Source organism: Mesobacillus subterraneus, assembly GCF_003937825.1.
In the GTDB taxonomy this organism is placed as follows: domain Bacteria; phylum Bacillota; class Bacilli; order Bacillales; family Cytobacillaceae; genus Mesobacillus; species Mesobacillus subterraneus.
In genome coordinates this window covers 99502-111823 of sequence record NZ_RSFW01000015.1, presented here as the reverse complement: position 1 = coordinate 111823, position 12322 = coordinate 99502, and the positions used below count along the sequence as shown (strand labels likewise).

General features: G+C 43.2%; 10 protein-coding genes. 3 read left to right on the top strand and 7 right to left on the bottom strand.

Annotated features, from left to right (window positions below):
• From EJA10_RS23410 to EJA10_RS14265, 5 genes are all read right to left on the bottom strand, one after another.
• The gene (locus EJA10_RS23410; protein ID WP_170169142.1) at positions 1 to 177 is read right to left on the bottom strand and encodes a hypothetical protein; all 177 of its coding nucleotides are present in this window, start codon (positions 175 to 177) and stop codon (positions 1 to 3) included.
• Between the two features lie 11 nt (positions 178 to 188).
• On the bottom strand, positions 189 to 3842 hold the full coding sequence (locus tag EJA10_RS14280) for a dynamin family protein (RefSeq protein ID WP_125480692.1): 3654 nt from the start codon (positions 3840 to 3842) through the stop codon (positions 189 to 191).
• A gap of 328 nt (positions 3843 to 4170) precedes the next feature.
• Entirely contained in the window at positions 4171 to 4740 is a 570-nt protein-coding gene (locus EJA10_RS14275) for an isoprenylcysteine carboxyl methyltransferase family protein (RefSeq protein WP_125480691.1), read from the bottom strand.
• A gap of 1 nt (position 4741) precedes the next feature.
• Complete coding sequence (locus EJA10_RS14270; RefSeq protein WP_125480690.1) at positions 4742 to 5827, bottom strand: type III polyketide synthase; 1086 nt, start codon at positions 5825 to 5827, stop codon at positions 4742 to 4744.
• Positions 5828 to 6094: 267 nt separating this feature from the next.
• Positions 6095 to 6868: an SDR family NAD(P)-dependent oxidoreductase gene (locus tag EJA10_RS14265; protein ID WP_125480719.1), complete on the bottom strand. Its 774-nt coding sequence runs from the start codon at positions 6866 to 6868 to the stop codon at positions 6095 to 6097.
• 595 nt (positions 6869 to 7463) lie between these two features.
• Between EJA10_RS14265 and EJA10_RS14260 the strand changes: the two genes are divergently transcribed.
• The 3 genes from EJA10_RS14260 to EJA10_RS14250 are packed head-to-tail and all read left to right on the top strand — an operon-like array spanning position 7464 to position 9764.
• A complete protein-coding gene (locus tag EJA10_RS14260; RefSeq protein WP_125480689.1) occupies positions 7464 to 7613 on the top strand; it encodes a cytochrome c oxidase subunit 2A in 150 nt (49 codons plus the stop codon).
• 25 nt (positions 7614 to 7638) lie between these two features.
• Complete coding sequence (locus EJA10_RS14255) at positions 7639 to 8115, top strand: cytochrome c oxidase subunit II (protein WP_125480688.1); 477 nt, start codon at positions 7639 to 7641, stop codon at positions 8113 to 8115.
• A complete protein-coding gene (locus EJA10_RS14250; RefSeq protein WP_125480687.1) occupies positions 8115 to 9764 on the top strand; it encodes a b(o/a)3-type cytochrome-c oxidase subunit 1 in 1650 nt (549 codons plus the stop codon). Before EJA10_RS14255 ends, EJA10_RS14250 begins: the two co-directional genes overlap by 1 nt.
• A 21-nt stretch (positions 9765 to 9785) precedes the next feature.
• Here EJA10_RS14250 and EJA10_RS14245 read toward each other — a convergent pair whose 3' ends face one another.
• Both EJA10_RS14245 and EJA10_RS14240 read right to left on the bottom strand, forming a co-directional pair.
• Positions 9786 to 10691 carry an EamA family transporter gene (locus EJA10_RS14245; protein ID WP_125480686.1) on the bottom strand — a complete coding sequence of 302 codons (906 nt, stop codon included), beginning with the start codon at positions 10689 to 10691 and terminating at the stop codon, positions 9786 to 9788.
• 47 nt (positions 10692 to 10738) lie between these two features.
• Complete coding sequence (locus tag EJA10_RS14240; RefSeq protein ID WP_125480685.1) at positions 10739 to 12247, bottom strand: carboxypeptidase M32; 1509 nt, start codon at positions 12245 to 12247, stop codon at positions 10739 to 10741.
• Positions 12248 to 12322 lie beyond the last annotated feature (75 nt).

The following is a 12322-nucleotide window of genomic DNA, read 5'->3' as shown; positions in this document are numbered from 1 at the left end:
TTATTTTTTTGCGATCAGTTTTTTCACGTTCTCTTTAGGGTCCCAACAATTAAACTTGTAATGGCTCTTCGTTTCGTAACCAAGCCTGCCGCACCAGTACTTCATCTTGCCTCCCTGCTTTTCAGCCTGAAAGTTGATGCATGTCGCACATGCATGGAATCGGTTCCTGTTCATCATCCTTACAACCTTTATTGGTAGTTTTTAATTTTAGACAAAGCCGTTTTAACAGCATCGATCGAAAAGTGATCTTCCAGTGCTGAAGTGATTCCTTCAAAGTACTCAGTGAGTTGTTCAGAAAGATCCTGGATGACTGCTTCAAACTCACTGCTCAATTGCGGCAAATAATGCTCTTTCAGCCTGGAATTTTCGTCTTCAAGATACGTCCCTGCTGGTTCAAACAACAGTTTTTCCAGTTCTTCTGCCATCAGCTTCTTTTCATTCTTTTCAAAGAAGGATTTTGGATTCTTGAACATGGCCAGTGCTTTTTTAAACAAATTACGGTCCATGTTCTGGAAAGCTGTTTCAAAATCAATCCCCTCAATTGCGCCATTGTCGGTAACTGTGATTGAAACAGCAGAATTGACTTTTAACAGTTCAGCAATCAACCCTTGCTGGTATTCCCTTAGGCTCCGTTCCACAAAAGCTTCCATCCTGAGTGATGTCGCCCTCATCTCTTGAGAAAGGTCAAAACCTATGCTTTCAAGGAGCTCATCCAGAGCAGATTCCAATGCCTTTTTCAGGTTACGGCCATCATCCTTAAGAAGAGCAGGATTGAAAGACTCTCTGAAAAACTCCCCAAAACGGATGAATACGCGCTGGCGGATATAATAGGTCAGCTCATCAGCCTCCTGTATGAACCGATCTTTCAGGACTTCTGCATTCTTTTTTGATAGAATCTGCAGCATCTCGTCCCGTTCGGAAAGGAGTTTGCCCCTTTTCGCGGCCTTTGCTGCCTTGTCTTCCACAGCAGAGGCAATCATTTCCTCAATCACATGGACAGCCTGGCGCCATTTAGTTTCAGCTGCCTCTGCAGCCATGGTCATCAGATCATTGGCAATAAAGGAATAGAACGCCTGTTCAAACCTGCTGAAGAACTGGTCACCTTCAAGCTCACCATTCAGCTTGGCATTAAGCCCCTTCAGACTTGATACCGGGTAAAGATGCGGTTTTCTAATCCCGTATTGAACTAGCTGGTCCTCTACATATTCGAGGACAGCTGCCTGCTCTTCTGGAGAGTTGGCTAAATCTACGGCATTTACGAGGAAGAACATTTTATCGAGTTCAAAGGTGTCCTTCACCCTTCCAAGCTGGATCAGGAATTCCCTGTCCGCTTTTGAAAATGCATGATTGTAGTAGGTAACAAATAAAATTGCATCCGAATTCTTGATATAATCAAAAGCCACACCTGTATGCCGAGCGTTGATGGAATCAGCGCCAGGCGTATCAACAAGTGTGATTCCTTCTCTCGTAAGCTCGCAATCATAGTAGACCTCGATCCATTCGACGAAACAGGATTTTTCCTCCTCCGCCACATACCCTCGGAATGACTCCAAATCTACAGACAGCACTTCCCCTAATTGTCCTTTAAATTGGCTGTAGCCCTTCAAAAAGGCCTGGAGGAATGAATAGTGGGTTTTTTCAACCGCACTGTACCCGCTATCCTCCCATTTCAACGTATTGATCTGATTGATCGCTTGCTCAAAATCAGTTGTTGTTTGCCCAAACAATCCTAAAGAACGTTCCAGTTCTTTGAGCAGCTCCTGCGCATTCTTTATTTTTACAATGACGGTTCCGTGTTGATGCTCGGCAGTTACTGGTTTGATTTTATTGATAGCAGCCGTCGTAGGGTTTGGAGATACAGGCAAAATCCTCTCCCCTACCAGGGCATTCGCAAAGGAAGATTTCCCTGCACTGAAGGCACCAAACAAAGCGACCGTGAATTCTCTTTCTTTCAATCTTCCTGCCTTTTCCTTCAGTTCGCGTGAAATCTTTCTTAATCCAGGCAGGCCTTCAATTTGTTTCGATGTGAAATTCAGCTTCTGGATCAATTGCTCCTGTTTTTCATGATAATGTACTCTATCTGTGACTGGCTGTTCATCAGAGGCTTCTACAGATTCAGCACCCTTTTCTTCTGCCTTGCTTGAAACCACAGTCTCAACGTTGGTGATCACTTCAGGTTCGTCATCTACAGAATGGAAGATTTCAAAGTCGGACTCGTCGTACTTAATCTTTGAATCTCCATACAGAATCTCGGATACCTTTCTCCTTTCGTTATCAAGATGATTCTGGATGAGTGTCAAGCCATCCCATGCATCCACAAGTTTCTGGCGCTTTTCTTCCTCGTCAAGCAGATGTTCAAGCTCTTCATCATCATTCATTTGTACGTGCTCAAGAAACTGTTCTTTCAAGAGTTGCAGCATCCTTCTCGCAATGTTTTTCAGGGCTTCTGCAACGTCATTCGTGTAGTTCAATACATAATCGCCTGACAGCCTTGCTCCAGGTTTGACTGCATTTTCGAGCAATTCTTCTCCAAAATCAATTTTGAATCCATTGGCGGCGCTCTGCAATTCTGCCTGCGTAAGCTGGTGCTTTCGGAACAGCTTTGTTAAGAAATCTTTGATATGCCAGTTTAGCTGGGATTGTACCTTATCCTCCAGATCACTGTAGAAACGATTTAGCCGTGCAGTCTTTTCCTGCTCGGTTTTTTGCTTCGAGAAGAACAAGCCGACCTTGAAATCGGGTTGTCTTGCCTGCAAATAGGCCTCTGCCAGTTCACGAGTCTGGAATGGCATTAAATAGGCATTCTTAAGAATTTCATTAATGCCCAGTCGGAATTCTTTCTCCGGATCGCGCTCATCCTGGATTTTTTTCTTCTTTATCCGGATATCTTCAAGTTGGGACGCAAGATGCTTCCTTTCCTGTTCCGGAATCTTTTCGAGGATGCTTTCCAGATCACTTACTTTTTCTGCTTCATTTTGCTGGAGATAGCTCAAATGGTCTTCCGCCAATTTTTCCATCGACTTGAAGACAGAAACAGGCAAAATTTCTTTCCTTTTGCTTTTCCGCTCTGTGATAAATGCGCGCAGTTGCCTGAATTGGTTGTGCTGATATTCCTCATTTTTTAATGATGTGTAAAAAATGCCCTTGTGGTTGACTCCCCAATCAGCAAACGAAGCCTCGACACTTTTCCTGAATTGTTCAAAAGACAGCTCCGCATCCTGGTGTTTATCAATTTGGTTTATGATCAAATATAGTTCTTTACCGGCATCCGTCAGCTCTTTGGTGAATAAAAAGTTCAATTCAGACTGTACATGGTTATAATCCATCATATAAAAAACGATATCTGAAAGATGGAGTGCTGATTCAGTGGCAATTCTGTGTGCATCGTCAGTAGAATCAATTCCCGGTGTGTCCATTATGACAGCCTCTTCAAGGAATTCAGCTCCCTGATGACTGATCTCAATCGCCTGAATCTGATCTCCATCCTTTGCGTATGACTTTACAGTTTCATAGTCATATGGTGCTGGATAAAGCCTGGATCCGCCATTCTTAAAGATTACCTTTGCATATTCTGCGCCAGATTTGATCCTCACTAAATTGGCGCTGGTGGGAATAGGGCTGGATGGCAGGATATTGTCGCCAATCAGCCTGTTGATCATACTCGACTTCCCTGCGGAAAAATGTCCGCAAAAAGCAATCGAAAATTCCTCTTCAACCGACTTCCTTCCCAGCTCCTTAACTTTTACAGCTGTATCTTCATCATGATTGGCAAGCATTAAATTATAAAGTGATCGTACTTTCCCAAGAAGGATTCGATCTTGTTGCGCAACAGTCTGACTCATTATTTTTACCCCTTGTGACAAAATTGTGAATGACTTTATTTTATATGATTTTTCGGTTTATTCCTATTATTTCATTTTCGTCCGTAAAAAAAAGAAAAGCCCGGACCTGTGTCCGGGCTAATCTAAATGAGAATGTATTTTTTATTGAGGCTTAAGTACATTGTTCAAAACATATTTCATCACTAAAGCATAAGCAGCTACAGTCGACACAACCATCATGGAAACCATTGATAGAACACCATCCTTGCAGTACTTTAATTAACTGAGAACTATTTTCATCTCTAAGGAAAGTGTAGCACTACTGATTATCATTTTCAATGGATTCTCTTTAATTGTCACACTTATTTAACAAATTCGGTACGAAGCGGCCTTGCTGATGAAATGCTGTTTCATATTTTGTCAATTCTCTTAATGCTTTTTCCTCTGCCGGTATTCTGATCGATAAAATGATGATATTCAATAGAGTGAAAACAATCATCGTGATATAGGCGTTAAACATTAGCGGGATGACGATAAACTCGACTGCTACGATCAAATAGTTTGGATGTTTAATGATTTTATAGGGTCCTTTTTTAACCACATCTGCTCCTGGCAGGATGATGATTTTTGTATTCCAGAACTTACCGAGTGATGACAAGGCCCATACCCTCATGGCCTGTGTAAAAATGAACACTGCCAGCAGGATCGGCCAGTAGGAAGAAAGGCTTTTATCAAAATAAATCACCTCAAAGATGAGAAAGATGAAAAAAGCCGTATGGATTGTCACCATCGCTGGGTAATGCCCCTTGCCGAATTCGATTGCTCCCCTTTTCTTCATCCAGGATTCATTTCTTCTGGCAATCACAAGTTCCATCAACCGCTGAAAAATAATCACTCCAACAAAAATATAAAACAACATGCTATTCCCACCTCATCAACAGCAATTCCGAACTAAAGCCAGGACCGAGTGCTGCCGCAAGACCGATGTCCCCTTCACCGGCAGACTCCATGAACCTTCTCAACACATAGAGTATGGTCGCAGAAGACATATTCCCATATTCCTTCAGCACCTCCAAAGAGGTTTGTGTCATACTTTCAGGAAAATGGAGAGCCGAAACGTATGCTTCGAGCACCTTTTTACCGCCAGGGTGAGCGATAAAATGATTCAGGTCCTGAACGTCCAGTCCGTTTGAATGCAAAAACCGGAGGACATTAGGCTGAAGCCAATTTTCAATGATGGAAGGGATATCTTTTGAAAAGATGACAAAAAGCCCTTCATTTTTGACATCCCAACCCATTACATCCAGCGAGTCAGGCATCGTAGTGGATTGTGTCCCAATAATGTTGGGCGCTGCCTGCCTTTTCATGAATTTTTGATAATCCGAATCATCTCCGCAGACCAAAGTACATGCAACCCCATCAGCGAACAGAGATGTCCCGATTAAATTGCTTTTGGAGCGGTCATTTCGCTGGAAGGTCAAGCTGCAAAGTTCAATAGACAGGACAAGAACTTTGGCTTTTGGAAACGCTAAACAATATTCATAAGCACGGGATAAACCCGCTGCCCCTCCGGCACACCCCAATCCCCAAATAGGAATCCTTTTAGTATATTGAGATGATGGAAGGATATTCATGATTCTTGCATCGATGCTCGGCGTCGACAAACCTGTGGTACTGATTGTGAAAATCGCGTCGATGTCTTCAAAATGGACCTCATTCTTAAGGAATGCATCATTTTTTAAACAATTGGAGATTGCTTCGGCCCCAAGCTTCACCGCAGTTTCAATATATGCATCATTCTTTTCCTCAAAGGTATGGTCCTTCTCGAACCATTCTAGATCCTTAGCAAAATGACGCTTCTCTATTTGCCCGTTCTGAAAAACAGTCAGCAGCCTGCTTATATCTTTGAAAGACTCACTGAATAGTTTTTCAGCGAAATCCATAACTTTGTCCTGTTCGATCGCGAATGGCGGAACAGCTTCTGCAGTCGAAATGATTCTTGGCATGTCTATACTCTCCTCATCTATATGTACGGTTACTTTTTCCATTTACCCGGAGAGTATACGGTCAAACAATGGAATGAAAAAAAGACTTTCCCCATAGAGGAGAAAGCCTAACGTTTTGAAGGAGTTGCTGTGCAGTTTCATTATACAATGCAGCGGTTGCTTGTACACTATAAAATCTTTACCAGTTGACACCCAGACAACCTTCTCGCGGCACAATTAAATTCTTGATCAGATTACGTTGCTGATGAGGAAAGTTGATGATTCAAATCAAAATCCATGAATCGTCATCCCGCCGTCAACGAACAAAGTTTGGCCTGTCATATAGTTCCCGGCATCCGAACTCAAGAATACGACTGGACCAACTAGTTCTGGCAATTCACCAATCCTCTTCAATGGCGTTACTGAGAGGATATCGTTTACATAAGCTTCATCAGCCAAGAGCTTTTCAGTCAGCGGGGTCTTGAAATACCAAGGGCCAATTGCATTCACATTGATGCCATACTGTCCCCATTCCATTGCGAGGACTTTTGTCATTTGCATGAGTGCTGCTTTTGTCGCGGCATAGACAACACCGGTGCGAAGTGCGACTTGACCGGCGACAGAGGCAATGTTGATGATTTTGCCGCCCCCCACCTGATCCTTCATCATTCTCCCGGCTTCCTGGGACATCATGAAGGCAGACTTCAGGTTGGTATCCATGATAGTTTGCCATTCTTCATCCGTTACTTCCAGGGCTTTTGAACGGATATTCATCCCTGCATTGTTCACAAGAATATCAATTTTTCCCCATTCAGCTTTCACCTGTTTAATTGCGTTATGTACTTGTTCTCTTTTGGTCACATCAGCAGGAATGATCAATGATTTTCGGCCAACTTCAGCCAGGATTCCAGCTGTCTCTTTCAGGCTTTCTTCTGTTCGTCCAAGCAAAGCCACATCAGCACCAGCTTCCGCTAGTCCGATGGCAATTGCCCTGCCAATCCCCCTTCCTGCTCCTGTGACAATCGCCGTCTTTCCTATTAGTTCAAATGAAGGCAAAAACATGGCCATCAGTCCTCCTTTTATTGATGCATTTATTTTACCATAGGTTTTCTTCCAGTCCTGCAAACAGGAAAAGCACCGTTCATCTCCGGTGCTTTTTTACGGGATCATTTTTCGCCAGACTGCTTTTGGACTTCGATCCAAATTTCCTTCTCCGCCTCACTGCCGCAATTAGTGCATATCCTCATTTCATCATAAATCTGACGGCAATGTTCACAATAATATTTCTGCATGAAAGTCACTTCCTGAAAAACCATTTTCTATTATTCTATTGTGAATTGGTAAAAATGGTGTAACCCGTTTTTACTTAATAATAAAAAGTCAACACGATTCGTCACACCTTATTCTCTGTCCGTTTAATATGATCAATATTTCACATGCTCATTTTCACAGATTATTCACATTTCCCCCATGTACCTTGTGACTTAAATCACTGTGATGACGCGTTTTCACCATTAACATAGTAAATATAGCAGGTATGAACAATTTGTGAACTGACTGAAACCATATTTACGTTTCCAAATTGTTTTGTATGATGAGAATGTACTTATCAAAAAAATTAACTACCGACTTATCTATACGAAGGGAGTGGACCGGGATGGCACAGCCTGAAATCGGTAAGAAAACGAATACGAAAGTAGAAGACCAATCTTCTCTTAAAGGAACACTTGCATCCGTTTTCTTATTGGGGTTCTTTTTAATCATTACTTGGGTAGGCGTATACTTTTTATTTTTAGATCGTTTCTAAGAGAGACCAAAAGGGGAGAAAAAAGATGCACATTCATAAGTTTGAAAAAATTTGGCTGATATTCGGCATCACGACATTACTCGTTTTCCTAACAGTCGTTGGCGTGAGCGCATTTTACATGGGCAATCAGCCTCCAAGCTGCCTGGCAACGATCAATCCGGAAAAGGTGGACACAACTGCTCCTTTCGACGAGCCAGGATTAAAGAAGGTTGAAGGCAAGGAATGGGATTATGAACTTATTTTCGTTGCTTCAGCTTTTGCTTATAACCCTGGACAGGTAGAGGTACCTAAAGGAGCCAAAGTCAAGGTAATCGCTACCACGAAAGATGTCATCCACGGTTTCGAAGTAGCAGGTACGAATATCAATATGATGCTTGAACCGGGATATATCAGTGAATTTGTCACTACTTTTGACAAAGCTGGCGAATACCTGATTGTATGTAATGAATATTGTGGTGTAGGCCACCACATGATGTCTTCCAAGATTGAGGTGGTAGAATAATGAAAAGCGTAAATACGATCGTTGACCGCCGAGATGGCAAGCTGGTAATGGCTCACTTTTATGTAGCGTTCATCGCACTTGCGATTGGTGGTCTTGCTGGTTTACTTCAGACTCTTGTCCGTTCTGGTAAATTCGAATTGCCTTCATGGACTGGTTATTATCAAATCCTGACGATTCACGGCGTTGTTCTGGGGCTCGTCTTGACTACTTTTTTCATCATGGGCTTCCAGCTTGCACTAGTAAGCAAGACGTCAGGAACATTAACCGCTAAGCAGCGCAAGACCGGCTGGATCGGGTTCTGGACAATGACGGTTGGTACAGTCATGGCAGCAGTCATGATCCTTATGAACGAAGCTTCTGTCCTTTATACATTCTATGCACCGCTTCAGGCACACGCTTTATTTTATATAGGCCTTACTTTGGTGGTTGTCGGAAGCTGGATCGATGGTGCTGCACTGATCATGGCATATGCTTCATGGAGAAAAGCGAATCCTGGCAAACCAAGCCCGCTGTTGACTTTCATGGCAATGGTAAACACGCTGATGTGGATTGTCGCGACAATCGGTGTAGCTGCAACAGTGTTGTTCCAGCTGCTTCCATGGTCATTGGGCCTTGTTGAACGCGTCGATGTTCTGGTCAGCCGTACTTTATTCTGGTACTTTGGACATCCGCTCGTCTATTTCTGGCTTCTGCCTGCTTATATGGCATGGTATGCAATTGTGCCAAAGATCATTGGCGGGAAGATTTTCTCTGATTCATTAGCAAGGATGTCATTTATCCTGTTCTTATTGTTCTCTATACCAGTAGGTTTCCATCATCAATTGACGGAACCTGGCATTGATCCAGCATGGAAGTTCCTTCAGGTTGTCCTGACATTCCTTGTTGTTATTCCATCACTGATGACTGCATTTTCTTTATTCGCTACATTCGAGATGTACGGACGTTCCAAAGGTGCAACTGGCCTATTTGGCTGGTTAAAGAAGCTGCCTTGGGGTGACGCACGATTCGTTGTACCTTTCATCGGGATGCTTGCATTTATCCCTGCTGGTGCCGGTGGTCTTGTTAACGCATCTCACCAGTTGAACCAGGTTGTCCATAACACAATCTGGGTAACAGGACACTTCCATTTGACATTGGCAACATCCGTCGTCCTGACTTTCTTTGGAATTTCCTATTGGCTGGTACCTCACCTAACAGGAAGAGTACTGACAAAGGCAATGAACAAGCTGGCAATTATCCAGGGTGTTGTATGGGCGATCGGTATGACATTCATGTCAGGTGCGATGCACGCTGCGGGTCTTCTGGGAGCTCCACGCCGTTCTTCCTTCTCTACTTACGGCGGATCAGAACAAGCGATGGAATGGATTCCTTACCAGGTTGCCCAGGCAGTCGGCGGATCAATTCTCTTCCTTGGAATTATCCTGATGCTGTACATCTTCATCAACCTTGCGTTCTTTGCTCCAAAAGGTGAAGAAGAGTTCCCTGTCGGAGAAGTCTCTGATGCAGCAGAAAAAACTCCTATGGTTTTCGAAAACTGGAAGCTTTGGATTGGTATTACAGTCCTGTTGATCCTCTTCGCATACACGATTCCGTTTATCGATATGATTGAAAATGCACCAATCGGATCGAAGGGTTATAAATTCTTTTAAACGCAAAAGCACTTCTCTCTTTCAAACAGGGAAGTGCTTTTTTTGTTCCCTTTTAGGAAGTGTTATATTTACAGCGATCACAGAGATAATGATCATGGCTGATCCAAGCAGCTGGAGGCTGCCAAGGCGGTCTCCATACACAATCATACCCAACATCGTTGCAATGACGGGTTCGAGAGTAGCCACGACTGCAGCTGTACTGCTCTCAGTTCTTTCCAGTCCCCAAGAGTAGGCAAAGTACGCGAGGACAGTCGGAAAAATTCCGAGTCCTATCGCATACAGCCAAATGTCCCCGGTGAAAACGCTCGATGCCTTACCAGCAATACCGGTAGTAGGAACAAGGGCTGCCGATGCAACAATAAAGGTATACATTGTTACTGTGAAAGGATGGTAACGTCTTAACGCAATCTTGCCAAAAATACTGTACAGTGCATAACCGAAGCCTGCTCCGAGGCCAATCAGGATACTTGAAACGGAGAATGTCGCCCCTCCCTTTCCCGTTATCCCAGCAGCCAATGTACAGCCAATGACAGTCAGCACAATCGCCAGGAGCTTTTTCCGATTAATGCTTTCCTTGAGAAAGAGAAAAGACAAGATTGCCACGAATGCTGGCGAAGTATACAGCAAGGCAACAGCAATCGGGATACTCAATAAATTAATCGCAGTAAAATAGGACCAATTGAAGAAGACGATGCTTAAAATTCCTGTGCCGACAAATAGATATAAATCCTGCAAGCGAATCTTTAAGTGATTACGATAATACACTATTCCAACCAGGATCAGGATAATGGCTGCAGTAAGCACGCGGATTGCCACGATTTCCATGGCACTGAATCCCGCAGCCGTAAGTCCTTTTACAAAAAAGCCGATAAGGCCCCACATTGCGGCCGCAAATGCAATCATAATATAAGGTAATTTACTGGTCATATACTCACCACACAGAAAAGATGGCAGAAGAACTGCCATCTGTATTTTTATACTAAATTATATACCTTATTGTATTTTTCGTATAAATAATCTACCAGGTATTTCGCGTTTAGTCCTTCCCCTGTTACATCTGTTAAAATCTCCAGAGGTTTCTTAATTTTTCCGTGCCTGTGGACCTTTTCGGTCATCCAGTCCTTCACAGGCTGCAAGTTGCCTTCCGCAAGCAATTCTTCGTAGTTCGGCAAATCCTTCAGCATCGTATTTTTAAACTGGGCCGCATACATATAGCCTAATGCATATGAAGGGAAATACCCGAAGCTTCCACCTGCCCAGTGGACATCCTGAAGCACACCTTCTGCATCATTGCCTGGCCGAATCCCCAGATATTGTTCGTATTTATCATTCCAGATTTGCGGCAGGTCCTTCACTTCGATCTCATCATTGAACAAACCTTTTTCAATTTCGTATCGAACCATAACATGGAGCGGATAGGTCAGTTCATCTGCCTCAATTCTGATCAGACTTGGCTTGGATTCATTGATGGCACGGTAAAAATCATCCACTTCAACCCCGGAAAATTGGCCAGATGAGTATTCCTGAAGCAGACTGTAATTGTGCTTCCAGAACGAAAGATTCCGGCCAACAAAGTTTTCATAGAACAATGACTGAGATTCATGGATTCCCATGGAAGTGCCAGAACTCAAGGGAGTGCCGATCAGCTCTTCAGAAATGTTTTGTTCGTATAGAGCATGGCCTCCTTCATGAATCGTTCCAAAAACTGCTGTCCTGAAATCCGACTCGTCATATTTGGTCGTAACCCTCACATCTCCTGGATTAAGACCCATGGCGAAAGGGTGAACCGTCTCATCAAGCCTTCCTGCGTCAAAGTCATATCCCATTTGTTTCAAGATTTCGAGGCTGAACAAGCGCTGCTGCTCTTTAGGGAAATGTTTGAACAAGAACCCAGTCTCGGGCTTGTCAGCAGAATTTGAGATTTCCTGAACGAGAGGGACAATCTTTTCACGAAGGTCGCCGAATACTTGATCCAACACTTCAACAGTTACCCCCGGTTCGTACATATCAAGCAGGGTATTATATTTGTTGTCTTCATACCCCCAATATTGGATGAACTTCTTTGTGATTTCCACCAATTTTTCAAGATAAGGTCTGAACATTTCAAAATCAGACCTTGCTTTCGCTTCCTCCCATACCGTTTCGGCTTTTGACTGGAGGATCACAAATTCGCGGTACTCTTCTGCCGGTATTTTTTTGTTACGGTCATAGTCCTTCTTGCATTCTTCAAGAGTTTTTCTTGTAATTTCTGATAATCCAGGTTCATTTGATAGTCTCGCTATGTAGGATGCCATTTCTTCTGAGGTCGACATGTTGAACACTTCCGAGGACAGGACACCAATTACCTCTGACCGCTGTTCTGCTCCTTTTCTTGGAGCACCAGTCCTTAAATCCCAGTAAATTAGGGACAGCGCTTCTCCATATGCCGCCATTTTCTTTACATAATCCAAAAATCTCTGTTCTGCCTGCTTATAATCACTCATCCATCTTCACCCCAATTTTCTCATTCACCACCATCTTATCATATTTTTCTGATATTTTGGTTTACGAAATAGAAA

Coding starts and splice junctions, on each gene's coding strand:
- EJA10_RS14275 (WP_125480691.1), bottom strand. CDS start 4,740: ATGTTGTTTTATATTTTTGTTGGAGTGATTATTTTTCAGCGGTTGATG.
- EJA10_RS14265 (WP_125480719.1), bottom strand. CDS start 6,868: ATGTTTTTGCCTTCATTTGAACTAATAGGAAAGACGGCGATTGTCACA.
- EJA10_RS14280 (WP_125480692.1), bottom strand. CDS start 3,842: ATGAGTCAGACTGTTGCGCAACAAGATCGAATCCTTCTTGGGAAAGTA.
- EJA10_RS23410 (WP_170169142.1), bottom strand. CDS start 177: ATGATGAACAGGAACCGATTCCATGCATGTGCGACATGCATCAACTTT.
- EJA10_RS14270 (WP_125480690.1), bottom strand. CDS start 5,827: ATGCCAAGAATCATTTCGACTGCAGAAGCTGTTCCGCCATTCGCGATC.
- EJA10_RS14245 (WP_125480686.1), bottom strand. CDS start 10,691: ATGACCAGTAAATTACCTTATATTATGATTGCATTTGCGGCCGCAATG.
- EJA10_RS14260 (WP_125480689.1), top strand. CDS start 7,464: ATGGCACAGCCTGAAATCGGTAAGAAAACGAATACGAAAGTAGAAGAC.
- EJA10_RS14240 (WP_125480685.1), bottom strand. CDS start 12,247: ATGAGTGATTATAAGCAGGCAGAACAGAGATTTTTGGATTATGTAAAG.
- EJA10_RS14250 (WP_125480687.1), top strand. CDS start 8,115: ATGAAAAGCGTAAATACGATCGTTGACCGCCGAGATGGCAAGCTGGTA.
- EJA10_RS14255 (WP_125480688.1), top strand. CDS start 7,639: ATGCACATTCATAAGTTTGAAAAAATTTGGCTGATATTCGGCATCACG.